The organism is Achromobacter xylosoxidans, assembly GCF_001457475.1.
GTDB classification, from domain to species: domain Bacteria; phylum Pseudomonadota; class Gammaproteobacteria; order Burkholderiales; family Burkholderiaceae_B; genus Achromobacter; species Achromobacter xylosoxidans.
In genome coordinates, this window is sequence record NZ_LN831029.1 from 3,242,624 (window position 1) to 3,265,513 (window position 22,890).

The 22,890-nt window shown below is 68.7% G+C and carries 19 protein-coding genes; 12 read left to right on the plus strand and 7 right to left on the minus strand.

All coding sequences use genetic code 11. From position 1 onward, the window contains the following. Positions 1-21: 21 nt before the first annotated feature. A complete protein-coding gene (locus AT699_RS14640; RefSeq protein WP_024068904.1) occupies positions 22-1,392 on the minus strand; it encodes a sensor histidine kinase in 1,371 nt (456 codons plus the stop codon). Further along, a complete protein-coding gene (locus tag AT699_RS14645; protein ID WP_024068905.1) occupies positions 1,385-2,068 on the minus strand; it encodes a response regulator transcription factor in 684 nt (227 codons plus the stop codon). The genes AT699_RS14640 and AT699_RS14645 overlap by 8 nt, the downstream gene beginning before the upstream one ends. 193 nt (positions 2,069-2,261) lie before the next feature. Between AT699_RS14645 and AT699_RS14650 the strand changes: the two genes are divergently transcribed. The 4 genes from AT699_RS14650 to AT699_RS14665 are packed head-to-tail and all read left to right on the plus strand — an operon-like array spanning position 2,262 to position 5,791. Further along, the gene (locus AT699_RS14650) at positions 2,262-3,383 is read left to right on the plus strand and encodes an ABC transporter substrate-binding protein (RefSeq protein ID WP_024068906.1); all 1,122 of its coding nucleotides are present in this window, start codon (positions 2,262-2,264) and stop codon (positions 3,381-3,383) included. A gap of 12 nt (positions 3,384-3,395) precedes the next feature. Further along, the gene (locus AT699_RS14655; RefSeq protein ID WP_024068907.1) at positions 3,396-4,472 is read left to right on the plus strand and encodes a FecCD family ABC transporter permease; all 1,077 of its coding nucleotides are present in this window, start codon (positions 3,396-3,398) and stop codon (positions 4,470-4,472) included. A 28-nt stretch (positions 4,473-4,500) separates the two neighbouring features. Further along, entirely contained in the window at positions 4,501-4,959 is a 459-nt protein-coding gene (azu, locus tag AT699_RS14660; protein WP_006384188.1) for an azurin, read from the plus strand. Positions 4,960-4,963: 4 nt separating this feature from the next. Further along, positions 4,964-5,791 (plus strand): ABC transporter ATP-binding protein, encoded by an 828-nt coding sequence (locus tag AT699_RS14665; RefSeq protein WP_024068908.1) that lies wholly within the window; start codon positions 4,964-4,966, stop codon positions 5,789-5,791. Here the strand turns inward: AT699_RS14665 and ilvA are convergent. Both ilvA and AT699_RS14675 read right to left on the minus strand, forming a co-directional pair. Beyond that, the gene (gene ilvA / locus AT699_RS14670; protein ID WP_020927761.1) at positions 5,788-7,365 is read right to left on the minus strand and encodes a threonine ammonia-lyase, biosynthetic; all 1,578 of its coding nucleotides are present in this window, start codon (positions 7,363-7,365) and stop codon (positions 5,788-5,790) included. The two genes, AT699_RS14665 and ilvA, sit on opposite strands and share 4 nt — an antisense overlap. A 195-nt stretch (positions 7,366-7,560) precedes the next feature. Then, a complete protein-coding gene (locus AT699_RS14675; RefSeq protein ID WP_024068909.1) occupies positions 7,561-9,102 on the minus strand; it encodes a winged helix-turn-helix domain-containing protein in 1,542 nt (513 codons plus the stop codon). A gap of 445 nt (positions 9,103-9,547) precedes the next feature. Here AT699_RS14675 and AT699_RS14680 point away from each other — a divergent pair, with 445 nt between their 5' ends. After that, entirely contained in the window at positions 9,548-11,776 is a 2,229-nt protein-coding gene (locus tag AT699_RS14680; RefSeq protein ID WP_020927763.1) for an NADP-dependent isocitrate dehydrogenase, read from the plus strand. A gap of 152 nt (positions 11,777-11,928) precedes the next feature. On the opposite strand, the gene AT699_RS14685 is transcribed toward AT699_RS14680, so the two are convergent. The 3 genes from AT699_RS14685 to AT699_RS14695 form a co-directional block, all read right to left on the minus strand. After that, positions 11,929-12,570: a VTT domain-containing protein gene (locus tag AT699_RS14685; protein ID WP_058207318.1), complete on the minus strand. Its 642-nt coding sequence runs from the start codon at positions 12,568-12,570 to the stop codon at positions 11,929-11,931. Positions 12,571-12,703: 133 nt separating this feature from the next. Next, positions 12,704-13,504 carry an ABC transporter permease gene (locus AT699_RS14690; protein ID WP_006384182.1) on the minus strand — a complete coding sequence of 267 codons (801 nt, stop codon included), beginning with the start codon at positions 13,502-13,504 and terminating at the stop codon, positions 12,704-12,706. Next, complete coding sequence (locus AT699_RS14695; protein WP_223821407.1) at positions 13,495-14,109, minus strand: ABC transporter ATP-binding protein; 615 nt, start codon at positions 14,107-14,109, stop codon at positions 13,495-13,497. The genes AT699_RS14690 and AT699_RS14695 overlap by 10 nt, the downstream gene beginning before the upstream one ends. 392 nt (positions 14,110-14,501) lie before the next feature. Between AT699_RS14695 and AT699_RS14700 the strand changes: the two genes are divergently transcribed. The 7 genes from AT699_RS14700 to AT699_RS14730 all read left to right on the plus strand — a co-directional run bounded on the left by AT699_RS14700 (position 14,502) and on the right by AT699_RS14730 (position 22,796). Further along, on the plus strand, positions 14,502-15,899 hold the full coding sequence (locus tag AT699_RS14700) for a lysine N(6)-hydroxylase/L-ornithine N(5)-oxygenase family protein (protein ID WP_024068912.1): 1,398 nt from the start codon (positions 14,502-14,504) through the stop codon (positions 15,897-15,899). Positions 15,900-15,916: 17 nt separating this feature from the next. Beyond that, on the plus strand, positions 15,917-16,522 hold the full coding sequence (locus tag AT699_RS14705) for a GNAT family N-acetyltransferase (RefSeq protein ID WP_024068913.1): 606 nt from the start codon (positions 15,917-15,919) through the stop codon (positions 16,520-16,522). After that, entirely contained in the window at positions 16,519-18,366 is a 1,848-nt protein-coding gene (locus AT699_RS14710) for an IucA/IucC family protein (protein WP_024068914.1), read from the plus strand. The genes AT699_RS14705 and AT699_RS14710 overlap by 4 nt, the downstream gene beginning before the upstream one ends. After that, positions 18,363-19,112 carry a siderophore ferric iron reductase gene (locus AT699_RS14715; protein ID WP_020927767.1) on the plus strand — a complete coding sequence of 250 codons (750 nt, stop codon included), beginning with the start codon at positions 18,363-18,365 and terminating at the stop codon, positions 19,110-19,112. Before AT699_RS14710 ends, AT699_RS14715 begins: the two co-directional genes overlap by 4 nt. Positions 19,113-19,151: 39 nt before the next feature. After that, complete coding sequence (locus tag AT699_RS14720) at positions 19,152-20,318, plus strand: aromatic ring-hydroxylating oxygenase subunit alpha (protein ID WP_024068915.1); 1,167 nt, start codon at positions 19,152-19,154, stop codon at positions 20,316-20,318. A gap of 203 nt (positions 20,319-20,521) precedes the next feature. Further along, a complete protein-coding gene (locus AT699_RS14725; protein ID WP_020927768.1) occupies positions 20,522-21,436 on the plus strand; it encodes a helix-turn-helix transcriptional regulator in 915 nt (304 codons plus the stop codon). Between the two features lie 130 nt (positions 21,437-21,566). Further along, entirely contained in the window at positions 21,567-22,796 is a 1,230-nt protein-coding gene (locus tag AT699_RS14730; RefSeq protein WP_054445010.1) for a multidrug effflux MFS transporter, read from the plus strand. The last annotated feature ends 94 nt before the right edge of the window (positions 22,797-22,890 follow it).

Genomic DNA, 22,890 nt, shown 5'->3' on the forward strand with positions numbered 1-22,890 from the left:
CCGCGGGCCGCGCCGTGATCTTCAGGAGCGAGCCGTGGTGCCAAGGTCGACGCGGAACACGCTGCCCCGCCCCGGCGCCGATTGCAGCGAGACCCGCCAACCCTGGTGTTCGCAGATGCGTTGCACCAGGGACAGGCCCAGCCCGAGGTTGCCGGCGGCAGGCTGCGTGCCGCGCACAAAGGGGCTGAAGACCGCCTGCTGCCGCTCCGCCGGAATGCCCGGACCGTCGTCGGCCACCTGCAGGTATTGGGCGCCGGCGCTGATCGTGACGCGCGCGCCGGGTCCGGCGTATTGCAGCGAATTGCGGATCAGGTTGGACAGCAACGCGCGCAGCAACGGCGCCGGAAAGCGCGGCGGGTCCATTGCCGGCGTCATCCCGTCGGCGCCGCTCGGGCCCGGGGCGGCGCCCCTGTCGAAGACATCGGCGGGCGCGCCGGCCGCCGCGTTCGACGGGCTCGGCCCCGCCGCGGCCTGCAGCGTCAGCGACATGCCGCGCCGCCGCGCCACCGCGCTCCAGGCCGCGAGTTGCTCGCGCGCGGCCTCATCGGCGCTGGCGCGCGCGAACTGGCCCGCGTCGTCGCGCCCGCGCGCCAGCATCAGGTAGGTATCGAGCCGTTCCCCCATGTCGGCCGCGGCCGCCGCGATGCGCCGCAAGCACGCATTGCCGTCGGCATCCAGTCCCGGCTCTTCCAACAGCAGTTCGCAGGAACTGGAAATCACCATCAGCGGCGTGCGCAATTCGTGGCCAACGTCGGCGGTGAACAGCTGTTCGCGCCGCAGCGCCTGCTCGAGCTGGTTGTAGGTGGCGTCGAAGGCGGCCGCCAACCGGCCGATCTCGTCAGGGGGGTAGTCCTCGGCCAGGCGGGTCTGCGGCGGCTGCGCGCCGCGCGCCGTGACCTGCGCCGCCAGCCTGGCCAAGGGCCGCAGCATGCGCCGCGTGGCCAGGGTGCCCAGCACGAAGGCCAGCGCCAGCCCGCCGGCCAGGCCGCTGACCACGGTCCAGTGCGACGCGGACTGGTTGTGTTCGTACTCGGTGTAGTCGCGCAGCAGCATGTAGCGCTGGCCGTCCTTGTCGTCCACCATGACGTGCCAGATTCGGCCCTCGCGCTCGATCTTGTGGAAGCCCGGCGCCAGGCCCCGCAGCCATTGCGGGAACGCCGATCCGCCCGGTTCGCCATGGAAGAACCGATGCGGCCGGCCCGGGTCGATGCCCGCCAGGAAGTCGCCGCGCACCCGTTCCACCGCCATGCCCATGTCGATGCGCTGCAAGTGGACTTCGAGCGTGTTCACGCTCCAGATCGACACCCAGGTCAGCACGCCGCCGACCAGCAGCGCCAGCAACAGGTAGGTGCGCACCAGGTAGCGCGCCAGGCCGCGCCGCGCGCTACGCATCGCCGGCCGCCCGCAATTGGTAGCCGATGCCGTGCACCGTGTGCAGCAGCGGCGCGTCGAACGGCTTGTCGACCACCTGGCGGATCTGGTGGATATGGGTGCGCAGGCTGTCGCTATCGGGCGGGGAATCGCGCCACAGGGCCTCTTCGAGCCGGCCACGATGGACCACCACGGGGCTGGCGCGCATCAACAGCATCAACAGCTGCAGTGGCGACGGCGGCAGGCGCAGCGCCTGCCCGGCGCGCGCCAGCGCCAGGGTGCCGGTATCCAGCGTCAGGTCGCCCACCCGCAACACGCGCGCCGCGCCGGCGCCGCTGGCGCGGTGCAGCAGCGCCTTGACGCGCGCCGCCAGTTCGGCCAGCGCGAAGGGCTTGACCAGGTAGTCGTCGGCGCCCGCGTCGAAGCCGGCCAAGCGGTTGTCGAGCGTGTCGCGCGCGGTGACCATGATGATCGGCGTTCCGCAGCCGGCTTCGGCGCGCAGTTGGCGGCACAGGTCGTAGCCGTCCAGCCGCGGCAGCATCAGGTCGAGCACGATCAGGTCGAAGCCGCCTTCAGCGGCCATCGCATAGCCGCGCAGCCCGTCCTCCGCGCAATCGACGATATAGCCGCGGCGCGTCAGGTGATGCGTGATGTTGGCCAGGATATCGGGATCGTCTTCGATGACAAGAACGCGCATGTCGGATCGGGCGGGAATGGAAATCAATCTCAGATTGTAAGCGCGGCCGGCGCCCGGCAGCGGCCGCGGCCACGGGCCGCCGCGTCTTAACGAAATCTTGAACCTCGATGGCGGAGACTGTCCGCCGATGTGAATGGTTCGCGTTACCCGCAAGCCCGCGGGCGCGTCCAGGGTCACTGGATCGGGATTCTCCATGCGTTTGAAATTCGTGTTCCGCGCGGCGCTGGCTGGCGCCGCCCTGCTCTGCGCCGTCGCCGGCGCCCAGGCCCGCCAGGTGACCGACCTGGCCGGGCGCGTCGTGACCGTGCCCGACCATCCGCGACGGGTGCTGCTGGGCGAAGGCCGCTTCGTCTTCGCCATGGCCTTGCTGGACCGCGCCGATCCGGTGGCCCGCGTGGTCGGCTGGCAGGGCGAACTCAAGCAGCAGGACCCCTACTCCTGGCAACAGCTGGTCAAGCGCTTCCCGAAGGCTGCCCAGGTGCCGCTGATCGGCACCACCTCGGAAGCCAGCGTCAGTCCCGAAAAAATCGTCGCGCTCAGGCCCGACGTGGCGGTATTCAGCCTGAGCGGCCACGGCCCGGGCCGCAACAATCCCATGATCGCGTCGTTGCAGCAGGCCGGCATTCCCATCGTCTTCATCGACTTCCGCCAGCATCCGGTGCAAAACACCGTTCCCAGCCTGCGCCTCCTGGGCCAGGCGCTCGACCGCCAGGACCAGGCCGAGCGCTACATTGCATTCTATGAATCGCACATGGCCAAGGTGCGCGACCTGGTGCAACCCGTGCCGCAGGCCGAGCGGCCGCGCGTGTTCGTGGAAATGCTGGCCGGCGTCTGGCCGGCGTGCTGCCACACCACCGGCAACGGCAGCTTCGGCGACCTGCTGCAGGCCGCCGGCGGCGTGAACGTGGCGGCGCCGGTGCTGCCGGGCGCGATCGGCGACGTCAGCATGGAATTCCTGCTGCAGTCACAGCCGCGGGTCTACATCGCCACCGGCAGCCGCTCCGAACCCGGCCGCCCGGGCCTGCTGGTCGGACCGGGCGCCGCCGCCGATGTCTCCGCCGCCAGCCTGCACGCCTTGCTGCAACGCGACGGCATCCGCGACCTGGAGGCGGTCAAGCGCGGCCGCGCCTTCGGCATCTGGCACGCGTTCTACAACTCGCCCTACAACGTGGCGGCGGTGGAAGCCATGGCCAAGTGGCTGTATCCGGAACGCGCCGCCGCGCTCGATCCGCGCGCCACGCTCGACACGCTGTACCGCGACTTCCTCGACCTGGACGGCGCCGGCACCTACTGGACCGCGCCCGCCGCCCGTTGACCGGCTCTTCCCATGCAGACCCCCGCCACCATCCTGGCCGCCGACGGCATGCCGGACGATCCCGTCGCCCACTATCGCCGCACCCGCAGGCGGCGCCTGCTGCTGGCGCTGGCGCTGGCCGTGCTCATCGTCGCCAGCCTGCTGGCCGACCTCGCCACCGGCCCGGCCGGCCTGGCGTCGGCCGATCTGCTGCGCACACTGCTGCATCCCGACGGCGCCGACGCCGGCACCCGCGTCATCGTCTGGCAGTTCCGCCTGCCCTACGCGCTGATGGCATTGCTGGTGGGCGTGGCGCTGGGGCTGGGCGGCGCCGAGATGCAGACCATGCTCGACAACCCGCTGGCCAGTCCCTACACGCTTGGCGTGTCGGCCGCCGCCGCGTTCGGCGCCTCGCTGGCGATCACGCTGGACTGGCACCTGCCGGCTTTGCCGCCGGGCATGGTGGTGTCGTTGTCCGCCTTCGCCAGCACGCTGGTGTCGGTGCTGGTGCTGGAACGCGTGGCGCGCTGGCGCGGCGGGTCGACGCTGGGCGTGGTGCTGTTCGGCATTGCCCTGGTGTATGCCTTCCAGGCCCTGGTGATGCTGCTGCAATTCATCGCCAGCGAGGAAGCGCTGCAAGGCATCGTCTTCTGGACCATGGGCAGCCTGGCGCGCGCCAACTGGACCAGCGTCGGCGCGATGGCCGTGGCGCTGGCCCTGGCGCTTCCCTATTCCCTGCGCGACGCCTGGAAGCTGACGGCGGTGCGGCTGGGCGAGGAACGCGCCGCCAGTTTCGGCATCGACGTCAAGCGCCTGCGGCTGGTGAGCCTGCTGCGCGTCAGCGCGCTGGCTGCCTTGGCGGTGTCGTTCGTCGGCACCATCGGTTTCGTCGGCCTGGTGGCGCCTCACATCGCCCGGCTGCTGCTGGGCGAGGACCATCGCCACTACCTGCCCGGCAGCGCGCTGGCCGGCGCGCTGATCCTGTCGCTGGCCTCCGTCGCCTCCAAGACCGTGCTGCCCGGCGCGCTGGTGCCGGTCGGCATCGTGACCTCGCTGGTCGGCATTCCCTTCTTTCTCACCATCGTCATCCGCGCCCTCAAGCGCAGCTGACTCCTACCTTCACCGGAGACGCCTTCCCATGCACACCCGCTACCCGTTCGCCCTCGCCGCCCTGCTGGCCGCCGGCGCCGTCCACGCCGCCGCGCCCGCCTGCAGCATCGACGTCGAAGGCCAGCCCGGCAAGAAGTTCGCGCCCGCCCACATCGTGGTGCCCGCCACCTGCCAGGACTTCACGGTGCGCCTGATCCATACCGGCAAGAACAGCAAGGAAAAGGCCGGCCACAACTGGGTGCTGACCCGGACCGAAGACATCGACGCGGTGATGGTCGACGGCATGAAGGCGGGCGCGGCGCATGATTTCCTGGCCCCGGGCGATGGCCGCATCCTGGCCCGCACGCCGATGCTGGGCGGCGGCGAGACCGCCAGCGTCACCTTCCCCGTCAGCCGCCTGGCGGCCGGGCAGTCGTACACCTTCTATTGCTCGTTCCCGGCGCACGCCCAGCACATGCGCGGCACGCTGGCCCTGCAGCGGCCCTGACGCCATGGCCTCGCGGCAGAGCCCCGACACCCCGGCCGCGCTGGAGATCCGCGCGCTCGATGCCGGCTATGGCGCGCGCCCGGTGCTGCGGGGCCTGCGGGCGGGCCCGCTGCGCGAAGGCACGCTGACCGCGCTATTGGGTCCGAACGGCAGCGGCAAATCGACGCTGCTCAAGACCCTGGCCGGCCTGAACCCCATGCAGGCCGGCGAACTGCGGCTGGACGGCGCCGATTTCGGCCGGCTGCCGCCGGCGCGGCGCGCGCAACATGCCATGTACATGCCGCAGGCCCTGCCCAGGGGCGTGCACATGACGGTGCTGGAATCGGTGCTGGTGGCGGCCCGCTCCGGCCGCGCGCGCCAGCCCGGCGACGTGCTCATGGGCGAGGCCATGCGGGTGCTGTCCGAACTGGGCATCAACGCCCTCGCCAGCCGTTGCCTGGACGAGCTGTCCGGCGGCCAGAAGCAGTTGGCCTCGCTGGCCCAGGCCCTGGTGCGGCGGCCGCGCCTGCTATTGCTGGACGAGCCGCTGTCGGCGCTGGACCTGAATTACCAGTTCCACGTCATGGACGTGCTGCGCCGGCAGACCGCAAGCCATCGCCTCATCACGCTGGTGGTGCTGCACGACCTGAACATCGCCCTGCGCCACGCCGACCATGCCCTGCTGCTGCACGGCGGCGCGCTGCTGGCCGAAGGCCCGCCGCGCGAGGTGGTCACGCGCGATACGCTGCGCCGCGCCTATGGCGTGCTGGCCCGGGTCGAACGGTGTCCGCAGGGCCAACCGCAAGTGCATGTGGACGGATTGGCCCATATCGGATTGGCCCATATCGCCTAGATCAGGAACTGCCGGTAGGCCTCGTTCGCCGTCTCTTCCGAATGGGCGTAGCCCAGCTGCGCCAGGAAGCGGTCGAGCGCCGCGTCGTCGGCCACCGGCGCCTGGATGCCCACCAGCACCGAACTGAAGTCGGCGCCCTGGTTGCGGTAGTGGAACAGGCTGATGTTCCAGTTCGGCGCCATGGCGGTCAGGAACTTCATCAGCGCGCCCGGACGTTCCGGAAATTCGAAGCGGAACAGGCGTTCGCCGCCCGCCAGCGGCGAACGCCCGCCGACCATGTAGCGGATGTGCTGCTTGGATACCTCGTTGTGCGTCAGGTCGCTGACCGCGAAGCCCTGCTCCTGCAAGCCGCGCATGATGTCCGCGCCCTCGCCGCGCCGCGCGATCTGCACGCTGACGAAGATGCGGGCGGTGCGGGCGTCGGCGATGCGGTAGTTGAATTCGGTCACGCTGCGCTGGCCCATCACCGCGCAGAAGCGGCGGAAGCTGCCGCGCTCCTCGGGCAAGGTGACGGCGAACACCGCCTCGCGCGCCTCGCCCACCTCGGCGCGGTCGGCAACGAAGCGCATGCGATCGAAGTTCATGTTGGCGCCCGAGGTGATCGCCACCAGCGACTGGCCACTCACGCCCTCGCGCTCCACGTATTGCTTGAGTCCGGCCAGCGCCAGCGCGCCCGCCGGCTCCAGCACGCTGCGCGTGTCCAGGAAAACGTCCTTGATCGCCGCGCAGACCGCGTCGGTGTCCACCAGGATCACTTCGTCGAGGAACTGGCGGCACAGGCGGAAGGTCTCTTCGCCCACCAGCTTGACCGCGGTGCCATCCGAGAACAGCCCCACCTCGGCCAGGCTGACGCGCTCGCCCACCTGGATCGACTGCGCCATGGCGCTGGAATCGACCGTCTGCACCCCGATCACCTTGACGGACGGATCCACCGCCTTCATGTACACCGACACGCCCGCCGCCAGGCTGCCGCCGCCGATCGGCACGAACACCGCGTCCAGCCGCCCCGGATGCTGGCGCAGGATCTCCATGCCGACCGTGCCCTGCCCGGCGATCACGTAGGGGTCGTCGAACGCCGGAATGAAAGTCAGATCCTGATCGCGCGCCAGCGTCTGCGCGTAGGCGTAGGCATCGCTGTAGGAGTCGCCCGCCAGCACCACCTGCACCGTCGGCCCGCCGAAGGCGCGCACCGCGTCTACCTTCACCTGCGGCGCGGTCTGCGGCACCACGATGGTGGCGCGCACGCCGAGCCGGGCGGCGGAGATCGCCACGCCCTGGGCGTGGTTGCCGGCCGACGCGGTGATCACGCCGCGCTCCAGCGCCGCCTGCGGCGTGTTGCGCATCTTGTTGTAGGCGCCGCGCACCTTGAACGAGAACACCGGCTGGTTGTCCTCGCGCTTGAGATGCACGCGGTTGCCCAGCCGGCGCGACAGGCCGTGGGCCGGGTCCAGTTCGGTTTCGCGGGCGATGTCGTAGACGCGCGCGGTCAGGATCTGGCGCAGGTATTCCATGGGCGCGGCGCGGCCCGCGGTGAATGCATCGGTGTCGGTGGGGGTGGCTTGCGGTTGTTGCATGGGAACTCTCTGCGGCTTTTTCGGGGGCTGGGCCCGGCAGAGGCGGCAACAAAAAACCCGCCTCGTGGGGCGGGTTTGTTTGACTGACTGCGGTCGCGCGTTAACCCACCATTCCAGGAATGATGGTAATAATCAGCGAAATGCGGACGGCGCGGGAAGTCATGGGGCGTAGCTTCCCGCAAGCGCGGCGGTTTGTCAAATCGGCCCGCCTTGGGCATAGGGCCGCACGGGCGCCGGCAGCTCGTCCAGCGGCCGGTGCCGCGCCAACTGCGCCAGCACGCCGCGGAACATGTTCCTCCTGCCCGCGGCGTCGGGCACCCGCCGCACGAACAGGTATTCGAAATGCGCCAGCAAGCGGCGCAGCATGTCGGCGTCCAGCGCCAGCAGGATCTGGCGCAGGTCGTCGGGCAGCACCTCGTCGGGCGAGCACAGGAACAGGCCCATCTGCATGCGCGTCAAGGGCTTGGCGCGGTACAGGGCCTCGCTGGCCGCCAGGCATGCCTGGCGATCATCCAGGGCCAGCAAGGTGGTGCATTTCAAGACCATCAGGAACACCTGGAATTCGGAACCGGGTTCGGCCAGGCCGATGCCCTGGTCGAAATGCTCGATGGCTTCCCACAGGCGGCCGCGGTTCAATCGCAACTGGCCCAGCACCGCAAAAGCGGACGCGAACGCGGTGCTGCGCGCGAAGGCCTCTTCGGCCAACGCCTCGGCCAGCGCCAGGTGGCCGTGGCTGACGAAGCACAGCAGCTTGGCCGCCGCCAGCGCCAGCATCGGATTGGCCCGCACGTGCGGCAGCGCCTGGAACACCAGCGCCTCGATCTGCGGCTCGAGCTCGGCCGGGACACTGGACAGGTCCAGCACCAGCCGCGCGTACAGGTGCGAGGCCCACATCAGCGCGGTCTGCGGATCGTCGGGATGCTCGGCGCGCAGTTTCTCCAGTTCGGCCTCCGACTCCAGCCAGCTTTGCGGGGTGCGCGACAGCAGCACCGCGGCACTGTGCAAGCGCAACTCGATCGGCTCGTCGGAGGGGCCGGCCACGTCGCCGCGAGCCCGTGCCAGGCTGCGCCAGATTTCGCTTTTCAGGCAAGCCGCGAAAGTCGCGGCGGCGGTCCGGCCGACGTCGGGACCGTCCCCGGGCGCGATGGTCCAGCGCTCGGCGCGCAACGCCGCCCCGCTGGCCGCTTCGCGCAAAACCACCGCGCAATGCACGCCGGCCTCGTCCTGGCGCAAACCAACCTCCACCCGGAATGGCGCGCGCGCTTCGGCGGCGGCCGCCAGCGACAACAGGCTGACGCCCCGCTCGCTCGGCAGGCGCGCCCGCAATGCCGCGGCCAGGTCCGTCAGGAAGGCTCGCACCCGCGGCTCGGCGCGCAAGGCCTCGGGGCCGGCCGCCGGCCCGATGGCGACATAGACGTCGCCGCCCGGCCCCGGCTCGGCCGCGGCGATCCAGCTGTAGCCTTCGCCGTAGCTGGTGGCGATGAAACGGGGCGCGCGCGCGGAATCGCCGAGCTTGGCGCGCAGGCGATTGATCAACAGGTCGACGCTGCGCTCGAGGGCGTCGCTGTCACCGCGCTGGGTCACGTCCAGCAGGCGCTGGCGCGGCAGGATCTGGCCCACGTGTCCGGTCAACAAGGCCAGCGCGGCACTTTCGACGGGCGTGAAGTGCACCGTCCTGCCATCGGTACCGCTGGCATAGCGGAACTTCGGATCGAACAACAGATTGCCAAACCGCATTGCCTCTCTCCGCGCCGGGCCTCTCACAACGCCCATCGTCATCCGGCGCCCCGCTCTCACCCGCCCGCGCGCTTTGGCGCGACAGTTGCGGCATATTAGCCAATACTTGCACGCCGTTACCAGAGGTTGTCAATCTTTGGCGCCATTCCTGGACGCAAAAAACCGTCCATCCGGCCACTGGCGCACGCCCGGCGGACGATTGGCGCCCATTTCCGCGCACGCCGCGCGGGTCACGGTATTACAATGTTCGATTCGTGGCAGTCGCACCTTCCAGGCGGTCGGGCTTTTGGACCAGCAAATAAAGGGCGGGCGGCGCCATGTTGAGCCGACCCGGGCCCGCCTGTGTCGGTTCAAACGAACCCACTCTCGACAACATCTACCGGCTGACGCCGCATAGCATGTTCGGGTTTGCGCCTAGCGCCACCGCCGAACAGATTCAAGGATCATGTCTCTTACTCCGAAGATTATCTACACCCTCACCGACGAAGCTCCGGCGCTTGCAACCCGTTCCCTGCTGCCGATCGTCCAGACCTTCGCGAAGTCCGCTGGCATTACGGTCGAAACCCGCGACATCTCCCTGGCGGGCCGCATCATCGCCCTGTTCCCCGACTACCTCGACGACAGCCAGAAGCTGGGCGATGCCCTGTCCGAACTGGGCGCCCTGGCGGTCCAGCCCGAAGCCAACATCATCAAGCTGCCCAACATCAGCGCCTCGATGCCGCAGCTCAAGGCCGCCATCAAGGAACTGCAGGACCAGGGCTACAAGCTGCCCGACTACCCGGACGCCCCGGCCAACGACACCGAGCGCGACGTCAAGGCGCGCTACGACAAGGTCAAGGGCAGCGCCGTCAACCCCGTGCTGCGCGAAGGCAACTCCGACCGCCGCGCGCCGCTGTCGGTCAAGAACTACGCCCGCAAGCACCCGCACAAGATGGGTGCCTGGACGGCTGACTCCAAGTCGCACGTCGCGCACATGGACAGCGGCGACTTCTACGGCACCGAAAAGTCGGCCCTGATCGCCGAAGCCGGCGACGTCAAGATCGAGCTGACCGCCGCCGACGGCACCAAGACCGTGCTGAAGGAAAAGACCCCGGTCAAGGCCGGCGAGATCATTGACGCCGCCGTGCTGTCGACCGCCAAGCTCAAGACCTTCCTGCAGGCCCAGATCGACGACGCGCGCGCCCAGGGCGTGCTGTTCTCGGTGCACCTGAAGGCCACCATGATGAAGGTCTCCGACCCCGTCATCTTCGGCCACGTGGTGTCCGTGTTCTACAAGGACGTGCTGGCCAAGCACGCCGCCGTCCTCAAGCAGGCCGGCTTCGATCCCAACAACGGCATCGGCGACCTGTACGCCAAGATCCAATCGCTGCCCGCCGACCAGCAGGCCGCGATCACCGCCGACATCGACGCCGCCTACAAGACGCTGCCGCAGCTGGCCATGGTGAACTCCGACAAGGGCATCACCAACCTGCACGTGCCCAGCGACGTCATCGTCGACGCCTCCATGCCTGCCATGATCCGCGACTCGGGCAAGATGTGGAACGCCGAAGGCAAGCTGCAGGACGCCAAGGCCGTCATCCCCGACCGTTGCTACGCCGGCGTCTACCAGGCCGTCATCGACGACTGCAAGCAGCACGGCGCCTTCAATCCGGTCACGATGGGCAGCGTGCCCAACGTCGGCCTGATGGCCCAGGCCGCCGAGGAATACGGCTCGCACAACAAGACCTTCGTCATCCCCGCCGCCGGCACCGTGCGCGTCACCGACGCCTCGGGCAAGGTGCTGCTGGAGCAGGCCGTCGAGGCCGGCGACCTCTGGCGCATGTGCCAGACCAAGGACGCCGCCATCCAGGACTGGGTCAAGCTGGCCGTCACCCGCGCCCGCGTCAGCCAGACGCCGGCCGTGTTCTGGCTGGACGAAAAGCGCGCCCACGACGCCCAGGTCATCGCCAAGGTCAAGCAGTACCTGAACGACCACGACACCAACGGCCTGGATCTGCGCATCCTGGCGCCGGTCGAGGCCACCAAGTTCTCGCTCAAGCGCATCCGCGAAGGCCTGGACACCATCTCCGTCACCGGCAACGTACTGCGCGACTACCTGACCGACCTGTTCCCCATCATGGAGCTGGGTACCAGCGCCAAGATGCTGTCGATCGTGCCGCTGGTCGCCGGCGGCGGCCTGTTCGAAACCGGCGCCGGCGGTTCGGCGCCCAAGCACGTGCAGCAGTTCCTGGAAGAAGGCTTCCTGCGCTGGGACTCGCTGGGTGAGTTCATGGCCCTGGCCGCTTCGCTGGATCACCTGGGCCGCGCCTACGACAACGCCCGCGCGCAAGTGCTGGCCAAGACGCTGGACCTGGCCACCGCCAAGTTCCTGGACGAGAACAAGTCGCCCGACCGCAAGGTCGGCGGCCTGGACAACCGCGGCAGCCACTTCTACCTGGCGATGTACTGGGCCCAGGCCCTGGCCGAGCAGACCGACGACCGCGCGCTGGCCGCGCTGTTCGCCCCGGCCGCCGCCGCGTTCGCGCAAGGCGAAGCCAAGATCCTGGAAGAGCTCAAGGCCGCCCAGGGCAAGCCGGTCGACATCGGCGGCTACTACCAGCCGAACGAAGACAAGGCCAGCCGCGCCATGCGCCCCAGCGCCACGCTGAACCAGGTGCTGGCCAACATCGGCTAAGCCCCCCGCCCCGGGCCGCCTGGCCCGGTGGCGCAAAAAAAGCCGGCGGTTCCGCAAGGAGCCGTCGGCTTTTTCTTTGTTCCGGGATGCCGGGCCGCAGGCGGGGCCCGTCCCGGCATCCCGCTCTCGACCCGTGCCCCGCCGCGCGCTGCTCAGGTCTGCGACACCCTGCGCATCCGTCGCATCTGCAGCCACTGCAGCGCCACGGGAACCAGCGACAGCCCGATGATGATGACCGACACCCAATGCAGGTTGGCGCGCACCCAGGTGATGGAGCCGAGCCAGTAGCCCGCCAGCAGCATCAAGCCGCACCAGGCAATGGCGCCGACCACGTTGTAGATGAAGAAAGTGCGGCGCGGCATCTGCGACAGCCCCGCCACGAATGGCGCCAGGGTGCGCACGATGGGCACGAAGCGCGCCACCGTGATGGTCATGGCGCCGTAGCGGGCGAAATAATCGCGCGCCCGTTTCAGGTGATCCGGCTTGACCCAGCGGCTATGCGCCAGCTTCTGGCCCCAGCGCGACGAGGCAATGGCATAGTTGAGCGCGTCGCCGGCAATGGCGGCCGCCGTGATGGCCGCCAACGACGCCAGCGGGTCGATGCCCGCCAGCCCCAGGAACGCGCCGGCCGCGAACAGCAGCGAATCGCCCGGCAGGAACGGCATCACCACCAAGCCGGTCTCGATAAACACGATGGCGGCGATGATGCAGGTGCCCAGCACCCAGTTCTGCGCCAGCAGCGCCATCAGGCCCTGCTCGCTGGTCAACCACGCAAACATCTCGGTAATGCTCATACGGATCCCGCCCTTCTTTTTTCATGGCCGGTGGCGCCGGCCGCGTCATGGATGAAGGGTCGCAGTATGCAGCGGGCCGCGTCGATATTTCATCAAATCCGGGCGCCGCCGACGAGACAGCCGCGGGCGCCGCTCAGCGCTCGGCCATCAACCGATCGAGCCGCAGCCGGCCGCGCTCGTCCGTCAGCCGCCGCATGGCGCCATAGGCCGCGCCCATGGCCGCCATGCCGCTGGCGCCGCACAGCAGGAACATCAGCAGGATCTGGTACTTGGCCGCATCGATCGGGTCCATGCCGGCGATGATCTGGCCGGTCATGATGCCAGGCAGCGTGATGATGCCGGCCGCCGACATCTGGTTGATGCTGGGCACGATGCCGCGCCGCACCGACTCGCGCAGCAACGCCGCGAAGGCCTGGTGCGCGGTCGCGCCCAGCGACAGGCGCGCCTCGATCGCCAGCTTGTCGCGGCGCACGCCCGACAGCACCCCGTCCAGCGCCAGGCTGGCGGCATTGAGCACGCTGCCCAGCACGATGCCGACCAGCGCAATGGTATAGCGCGGGTCGTACCAGGGTTCCGGGCGCAGCGCGGTACTGAGGATGAACAGCGCGGTGACCACCGTGGTGGCCACCACCGCCATCGTGCCCACGTGCCCGTTGCCGTGGCCGGCCAGCCGCCCCTTGGGCCGGGCCGCGACCTCGCGCGCCGCCAGCGCCATCATCACCGCCACCACCAGCGCGGTCAGCCAGGGCGCCGCGTGCGCGAACACGATACGCAGGATATGGCCGACCAGCAGCAGCTGGACCACGGTGCGCAGCGCCGCCCACAGCACCTGGCGCTGCAGGTTCAAGCGCAACGCGAACGAAATGCCGGCCGACAGCAGCACCAGCAGCGAGGCGATGACCAGGTCCAGCGTCTCCAGCTTGATCACGTCCATTGCGGCTCCAGCTTGCCCTGCTCCATGCGCCAGCCGCGCCTTCCCATGCGGCGCGCCTGCTCGGGATTGTGGGTGACCATGAGGATGGCCGCGCCACCCTCCAGATAGCGGCGCAGTTCGGCCTCGACGCGCGCCGTGGCCTCGGGATCCAGCGCCGCCGTGGGCTCGTCCAGCAGCAAAGCCCGCGGCGCCTGCGCCAAGGCCCGCGCCAGGGCGGCGCGCTGGCGTTCGCCGGTGGACAGCTCCTGCACCAGGGCGTCCATTTTTTCCGGCGCCAGGCCCAGGCGCTGCAACAGTTCGGTGGCCAGGGTCCGGTCGGCGAAATGCCGCGCGACGCGGTCGTCCCACCAGCCGGCCTCGGCCTGGCAATAGGTCACCTGGCGGCGCCATTGCCAACCGCGCATGCCGGAACGCGGCGCGCCGTCCAATTCGACTTCGCCATGGCCCGGATCGAGATCGGCGACCTGGCGCAACAGCAGCGACTTGCCCGACCCCGAAGGGCCGGTGATGGCGGCGCATTCGCCCGCCGCCAGATCCAGGCTGACGGGCGCCAGGCGTTCGCTGTAGACGCCGCGCAGCCTGAGCACGGGAGGTTTCTGTGACATGGCGGCAAGCATAACCCGCGCGCGCCAGGCATATGCGCGGCGCCGCGGCGCGCCCTCGATGCCCTCTCGGGTCCATGCATGAGCTTATGCGTTTCGGCCATGTCCCTATGCGCTTTGCCACCCTGCATATGGGCGCCGCCTCGGTGGCTGTGGCAATGCTTCGCCGCAAAAAACCATTTGCTAGAGTGTCTGTATTGCAAATGAAAATCATACCTACACAGATGTTCAATTCATGCAATACCGGCGATGGAAATTCTTTGTTGTTGCAGTGGACCGACGGACCGACGAGCCGCTCGCGTCCCGTTCCGCCTGACTAGCCGGCCCTGTTCCGAGTATGCCCTGCCCCGGGCATCGTCCGTGCAACGAGAGACTCCGCAAAAGGCGTAACCATCATGAACCGTGAAATCTATGACTTCGTCGCGATCGGCCTAGGCCCTTTCAACCTCAGCCTGGCCTGCCTGTCGGCGCCCTTGCCCGGCGTGCGCGCCCTGTTCCTCGACAAGAAACCCGGCTTCGACTGGCATCCGGGCATGCTGATCGAGGCCTCCACGCTGCAGAACCCGTTCCTGGCGGACCTGGTCAGCCTGGCCGATCCGCGCAGCGAATACAGCTACCTGAACTACTGCAAGCAGACCGGCCGCATCTACTCGTACTACATGCGCGAGAACCACTACCTGACGCGCGCTGAGTACAACCGCTATTGCAAATGGGTGGCCGCGCGCCTGCCGAACCTGCGCTTCAACAGCGACGTGCAGAGCGTGCTGCATGACCCCGAGACCGACACCTACCTGGTCACCGGCCAGCACAGCGTCAATGGCGAACGCTTCATGGTCCGCTGCCGCAAGCTGGTGCTGGGCCTGGGGTCGCAGCCGGTGCTGCCGCCCTGCTGCGACCGGCGCGAAGCGCCCTACATCCACAGCGCCGACTATCTGCGGCACAAGGAACAGCTGCAACGACGGACGTCGATCACCATCGTGGGTAGCGGCCAGAGCGCGGCCGAGGTGTTCCACGACCTGCTGCGCGACAGCGACGAACACGACTACAGCCTGGCCTGGATCACCCGTTCGCCGCGCTTTTTCCAGATGGAGAACACCAAGCTCACGCTGGAACTGATTTCCCCCGACTACACCAATTATTTCTACGACCTGCCCGAGGCTCGCCGCCGCCAGATCCTGGCCGAGCAGAGCAGCCTGTACAAGGGCATCAACGCGTCGCTGATCAACCAGATCTACGACCTGCTCGATGAAAGGATCCACAACGGCGACAACCGCTACACGCTGCTGACCAATGCCGAATTGCGCGGCAGCCGCCATGACCGCGGCACCGGCCGCTACCAGCTGGAATTCCGCCACGTCGATACCGGCCAGCCGTTCTCGCATTCGACCGATGGCCTGGTGCTGGCCACCGGCTATGCGCGCAGCATCCCCAGCTGCGTCAATCCCATCCACGACCGCATCGCCTGGGCCGACGATGGCGGCTACCGCATCGCGCGCAACTACACCATCGACCATGGCGGCAACGAGATCTTCGTGCAGAACAGCGGCCTGCTCAGCCATGGCGTCACCAATCCGGACCTGGGCTTCTGCTGCTACCGCAACTCGCAGATCCTGCGCGAACTGACCGGCCACGAGCATTACGCCATCGAACCGCGCACCGCCTTGCAGGATTTCCGTCCGCCGGCCGGCGGCGTGCTGGCGCATCGCGCGGCGCAAGCGGCGCCGGCGTGCCGCGGCGGCGTGGCGCCGGAACTGATGCCCCTGCTGGACGGCCATCGCGCCGCCACGGTCTGATACCCCGGGAGCCCGCCATGATCACCATGACCGCCGCCTTCCTGGGCGAGATCGACCGCCAGGCGCGCAGCCACTATGACGAGGGCGCGGGCCTGGCGCTGCGGCCGCTCGATCCCGCCGCCGATGCCGCGCTGCTGCGCCAGTGGTTCGCGATGGACTACGCCCGTTTCTGGTCGATGCAGACCTTCACCGAAGCGCAGGTGCGCGAGTTCTACGAAGCGCTGACCGACAGCGGCCACGCCGGCGCCTGGCTCGGCAGCCACGACGGCCGCCCCGCTTTCCTGGTCGAGTGCTACGACCCCGCCCACGACCAGGTCGGCGAGCACTACCCGGTGCGCCCCGGCGACCTCGGCATGCACATCTTCATCGGCCCGCCGCGCGTGCGCATCCCGAATTTCAGCCGCAACGTGCTGGCCTTCGTGATGCGCTTCATGTTCGACCGCCTCCAGGCCCGGCGCGTGGTGGTGGAACCCGACAGCAACAACAGCAAGATCCATGCGCTCAACCTGGCCATGGGTTTTGTCTACGCCGGCCAGGCGCGTTTTCGCGAGAAGACCGCCAGCATCGCCTTCTGCACCCGGCAGCAATTTGAACAGGCCCAACTCCAGGAGTCTTCCCTATGAGCACCCAGCCCCATCCCGCCCAGATCGCCAGCCACCTCGCTCCCGAGGTCTGGGACAAAGTGAACCGCCTGCTGGTGAAGAAGGCCATCTCGGAATATGCCCACGAATGGCTGCTGGAGCCCGAACGGCTCGGCCCCGCCGAGGCGCCCGGCTTTGACCGCTACCGCCTGGTGCTGGCCGACGGCCATGCCGAATACCAGTTCGACGCGCAGCTGATGGCCATGCGCCACTGGCGCATCCCGGCCGAGTCCATCAGCAAGACCATGGCCGGCACGCCCGCGCCGCTGGACGCGCTGCAGTTCGTCATCGAGATCCGCGACAAGCTCGGCATGCCCGAGGACCGCCTGCCGATCTACCTGGACGAGATCACCAGCACGCTGCACGGCAGCGCCTACAAGCACACCCGCGCCGCGCCCGCGGCCGCCGAATTGGCGCTGGCCGATTACCAGACCATCGAGACCTCGATGATCGAGGGCCACCCCAGCTTCGTGGCCAACAACGGCCGCCTGGGCTTCGACGCCGAAGACTACCACGTCTACGCCCCGGAGTGCGCCAGCCCGATCCGCGTGATGTGGCTCGCGGTGCACAAGGACAACGCCCACTTCGCCTGCCTGTCGACCATGGACTACGACAGCCTGCTGCGCGACGAACTGGGCGCCGACACCGTCGCCCGCCACACGCAGACGCTGCGCGATCAGGGCCTGGACCCGGCCGACTACTTCCTCATGCCGTCGCACCCGTGGCAGTGGTTCAACAAATTGTCGCTGGCGTTCGCGCCCTACGTGGCCTCGCGCAAGATCGTGTGCCTGGGCTACGGCGACGATGACTACCTGGCGCAGCAGTCGATCCGCACCTTCTACAACATCAGCCAGCCGGGCAAGCACTACGTGAAGACCTCGCTGTCGATCCTGAACATGGGCTTCATGCGCGGACTGTCGCCTTACTACATGTCCGGCACGCCGGCGATCAACGAGTACATCCACGGCCTGATCAACGCCGATCCGTGGCTGCGGGAGAACGGCTTCACCATCTTGCGCGAAGCGGCCTCGCTGGGGTTCCGCAACTACTACTACGAAGCGGCCATCTCGGTCGACACGCCCTACAAGAAGATGTTCTCGGCGCTGTGGCGCGAGAACCCCACCGCGCTGATCGGCGCCAACCAGCGCCTGATGACCATGGCCGCGCTGCTGCACGTCGATCCGCAGGGCCGCGCGCTGCTGCCGGAACTGATCCGCGCCTCGGGGCTGGATGCCGCCGCATGGCTGGAGCGCTACGTCGACGCCTACCTTACGCCGCTGGTGCATTGCTTCTATGCCCACGACCTGGTGTTCATGCCGCACGGCGAGAACGTCATCCTGGTGGTCCAGGACCACGTGCCGGTGCGCGCCTTCATGAAGGACATCGCCGAGGAATCGTCGATCCTCAACCCGAACGCCGCCCTGCCCGAGAACGCCCGCCGCCTGGCCGCCGACGTGCCCGAGGAATACAAGCTGCTGACCATCTTCGTGGACGTGTTCGAAGGCTACTTCCGCCATCTGTCCCAGGTGCTGGTCGACAACGGCGTGATGGACGAGGACGCCTTCTGGGAACTGGTGGCCGGCCGCATCATCGCCTATCAGGAAGCCCATCCCGAACGCCTGGAGAAGTACCGCCAGTACGACCTGTTCGCGCCGGAGATGATCCATTCGTGCCTGAACCGCCTGCAGCTGGCCAACAACCTGCAGATGGTCAACCTGGCCGACCCCATCGGCAGCTTCCAGATGGCGCCCAACCTGGCCAACCCGATTGCCCGCCACCGGCCCCAGTGGCTGGGCCAGGCCGACACCGCGCAGGCGCTTGCGTGAACCGCGACCTGGACGATCTGCTGGCGCTGACCGGCCGCCTGGTGCCCGGGCTGTCGGGCCAGGTCGCGGCGGCGCCCGGGCCGGGCATCCGCCCGGGCGCCGACAACGCCCAGGCCATCGCGCGGCTGCGCGATGTCTGGGGGCAGCGCTATCCGGAGGCCGGGCCACACTACCTGGCTTTGCGCTGCTGGGGGTTGCTGATCTGGCAGCCCGTCTACCTGAGCGTGATCGCCGCGCATCGCAGCGCGATCGTGCCCGACCTGTCGGGCATGATCCAGCCGGTGCCGGACGACGGTTTCATCATCGGCTACACCCTGGAGCGCCATGAACCCTTGCGCGGCGGCCTGCGCCACCGCATGCAGGCCGCCGCCGCACAACTGCGCAATATCTGCGCCACCTTCTACCGCGAACTGACCCAGGCGCTGCGGGTGAGTCCGCGCGCCGCCGAGAGCATGCAGGCCGATTGCGTGCTGTATGCCCTGCTGGCCGCGCGTCACGACGACGGCGCCGCCGCCAACGACTGGGCCCAGCGGCAGGCCATCGAATGGATGGACCTGCTCGGCCTGCGCGGGCGCAGCGGCTACCTGACCTGGCGGCGCGCGGACCTGCCGGTCATCGCCGTCGATCGGCAGGTCTGCTGCCACTACTTCCGCAGGCGCGACGGCGACTACTGCAGCACCTGCCCCAAATTGGATCTTGCCGAACGCATGACCCGGATCGACGCCGAGAGCGCCGTGCCCGCCTGAAGGCGGCCGGGCCTTGCGAGACGGCACAAGGAGTCGGAAATGACGGACATTGGCCGCCTCGAGCACGTGCGCGAGGCCTTGAGCCCGCTGCACGTTCGGGCCTATTTCGACCAAGCCCTGTTCGCCCGCGAACAGGAACGGATATTCAAGCAATCGCCCATCTACGTGGGCCACGAGAAAGTCGTGCCCGAACCAGGCGACTGGCGCCGCCTGCCGCACGAGGACGGCGGCCGGGTGCTGGTGCGCACCGCCCATGGCGTCGAGCTCGTCTCCAACGTCTGCCGCCACCGGCAGGCGCTGATCCTGGGCGGCGAGACGGGCGCGGTGACCGGACCCGGCAACCCCGCCGGCAACCTGTCGGCCAGCGGCGGCAACATCGTCTGCCCGCTGCACCGCTGGACCTACGACAACCGCGGCCAGATCCTGGGCGCGCCGCAGTTCCCCAGCACGCCCTGCCTGAACCTGCCGCGTTTTCCGCTGAAGAATTGCCATGGCCTGCTGTTCGAGGGCCCGCGCGATCCGCGCGCCGACCTGGGCCATCTGTTCGAGCGGCCCGAGTTCGACTTCTCCGACTACGTGCTCGACCACGTCGAGGTGCACCAATGCAACTACAACTGGAAGACCTTCATCGAAGTCTATCTGGAGGACTACCACGTGGGGCCCTTCCACCCCGGCCTGGGCCGGTTCGTCACCTGCGAGGACCTGAGCTGGGAGTTCGGCCGCCACCACAGCCTGCAACGCGTGGGCGTGCATGACTCGCTGGAAAAGCCCGGTTCCGACGTCTACCGCGACTGGCACGACACGCTGATGCGCTATCGCGGCGGCTCGGCGCCCGACTTCGGCGCGATCTGGGTGACCTACTTCCCCACCCACATGATCGAGCTGTACCCGCACGTGCTGGTGCTCTCCACGCTCTACCCCAAGAGCCCGCAGGAAACCATCAACATCGCCGAGTTCTACTACCCCGAGGAAATCGCGCTGTTCGAGCGCGAATTCGTCGAGGCGCAGCGCGCGGCCTACATGGAAACCGCGGTCGAGGACGACGAGATCGGCGAGCGCATGGACGCCGGCCGGCTGGCGCTGCTGCGCCGCGGCACCTCCGAAAGCGGCCCATACCAGTCGCCGATGGAGGATGGCATGCAGCATTTCCACGAGTGGTATCGCGACATCATGGGCGAGGAACTGGGTGACTGCGCCGCGCCGTAGGGGGACGCAGGGGCCGGGCACGCCGTAATTAAAACGGTGCCGGAGCGGTGAGAATAGCTGCAACAATGCGAACATATGCTATTCTCATTCTCACATTTGACGGTGTGCCGAACACCGCTACAGGGGCTCAACCCGTATCGCGAGTGACGATCTTGAACCCAGCACCCTCCCCCGCCCAATTCACCGTCGCCGACTTCAACCGCATGGGCAGCCAGAGCGGTTTCCGCTACCGCCTGCCGCAATTGAACGGCGCGTTGCGCGGCGACCCCGAGACCCTCTGCATTGCCGAAGGCCGCGTCGAGACCCACGCGATCCGACCGGGCCTGACCCTGGTGCTGTCCGACGTGCGCGTGCACCAGCATTACGAGGCCACCTCGATGATGTCGCCGCGCTTTTCCGCCATCGTCATGCTGCAGGGCCACGCCCAGACCCGCATCGATCGCCACGACGACGTCAGGCTGGCCGCGCACAGCGGCGTCAGCGCGCTTTACGGCGACACCGTCGCCATGACCGGCATCCACGCGCCGGGCCAACGCCTGCGCAGCATCAACCTGTCGCTGTCCGACCCCGACGGCGCCGGCGACGACCAGACCAGCGAGATGATCTGGAAGGCGCTGCGTTCGCCGTCGCTGCGGCTGCGCCGCTGGCAGGTCCAGGGCCATCTGCTGCAGGCCATCGAGCACCTGCTCGACTGCGGTTGGGACGGCCCGCTGCAGGCCATGCTGCGCGAAGGCGTGGGGACGCAGTTGCTGGCGCATGCGTTGGCGACACTGGAACAGCGCGCGCCGGCCGACAGCACGGTTTCGGAACGCGATCGCCAGTTGCTGGAACGGGTGCGCGAACGCCTGTACAGCGCGCCGGGCGAGGAACACACGCTGGACGAGCTGGCGCGGCTGGCCTGCATGAGCCCGAGCACGCTGCGCGCCAAATTCCAGGCGACCTACCAGCGCTCGGTCTTCAGCTGGCTGCGCGAACGGCGGCTGGAAGTGGCGCGCGAACAACTGGCCCAAGGGTGCAGCGTGCAACAGGCGGCGCATTTCGTCGGTTACCGCCACGCCACCAACTTCGCCACGGCGTTCCGCGAGCGCTACGGCATCGCTCCCAGCGAACTGAACTGAGCGCCGGCCGTGCACGGCTTACGGCGGCGCCCATTGCTCTTGCGGCGTTCACCATTCCTGCAACCCACGATGACAGGCGACCATGCGGTTGCGCTTCCCAGCCCGGGAGGCCCCCGCCATGGATGCCGTCGTGTCACGCCGCGAACCCCTGCCTTCCTTTCCCATGATGGTGCTGATGCTGGGCCTGCTGTCCTGTGTCGCCCCCGCCACCATCGACGCCTACCTGCCCGCCTTCGGCGCGCTGGGCCGGGAATTCGCCGTGCCGCAGGAAACCGTGCAGCTGACGCTGGGCGTCTACATGGCCTGCTATGCCTCCATGCTGCTGCTGCATGGCACGCTGTCCGACTCGCTGGGGCGGCGTCGCGTGGTGCTGGCTGCGCTGGGGGTGTACGTGTGCGGCGCGCTGATGGCGGCGCTGGCGCCCGGCTTCGGCTGGCTGCTGGCCGGACGCGCGGTGCAAGGCCTGTCGGCGGGCGCCGGCATCGTGGTCGGCCAGGCCATCATCCGCGATTGCTACGACGGCGCCGTGGCGCGTCGCGCCATGTCATACCTGATCCTGGTGTTCAATCTGTCGCCGGCGCTGGCGCCGATCCTGGGCGGCTACCTGGCCGCGCACCAGGGCTGGCGGTCCATATTCCTGCTACTGACCGCGCTGGCCGCCGCGGCCTGGCTGCTGTGCGCGCGGCGCCTGCCCGAAACGCTGCCGCCCGATCGACGCCAGCCGCTGGCCTGGCGCACACTGGGCGGCAACTACGCGCGCGTGCTGGGCAACCGGCGCTACGCCGCGCTGGGCCTGGCGTTCAGCCTGCTGTTCGCCGCGCAGGGGTTCCTGATCGGGGCCGCGCCCGACTTCATCACCAATGTGCTGGGGTTGCCGGAAACCGATTTCGCCTACCTGTTCGTGCCGCTGGTGGTGGGCGCCATGGCCGGCGCGCTGCTGGCGGCGCGCAAGGCCGGCCGCTGGTCGGACGGGCGCATCACGTTGCTGGCCTACCTGCTGATGGGAGGCAGTTGCCTGGCCTACGTGCTGTACATGGCCGCCGCCGAGCCGCCGCGCCTGCCCTGGGCGGTGCTGCTGCCGGGCCTGTTCACCTGCGGACTGGCCATGGGCGTGCCGGCCATGACGCTGCGCATCCTGGGGCACGTGCCGGACCTGTCGGGCACCGCCGCGTCCGTGCTCGGCTTCATGCAGATGCTGACGTTCTCCGTGGCCAGCGGCTGGGGCGTGCCGCTGGTCTACGGCCAGCCACTGCGGCTGGCCGTGGCCATGCTGGCCTGCGTGGCGGCCAGCGCCGCCGGTTGGGCCTGGCTGCATCGCTGCGCCGCGCCCGTGGCCAAGACCGAGGCCGGGCTGGGGTAGCGTGCCACCCCATGGGTTTGGTGCGGGCACATGCGCGCGCCAGCGCAGCAGCCCGGCGGCGTTTTCCATATGCATTGCGTCGTCCGGCATACAT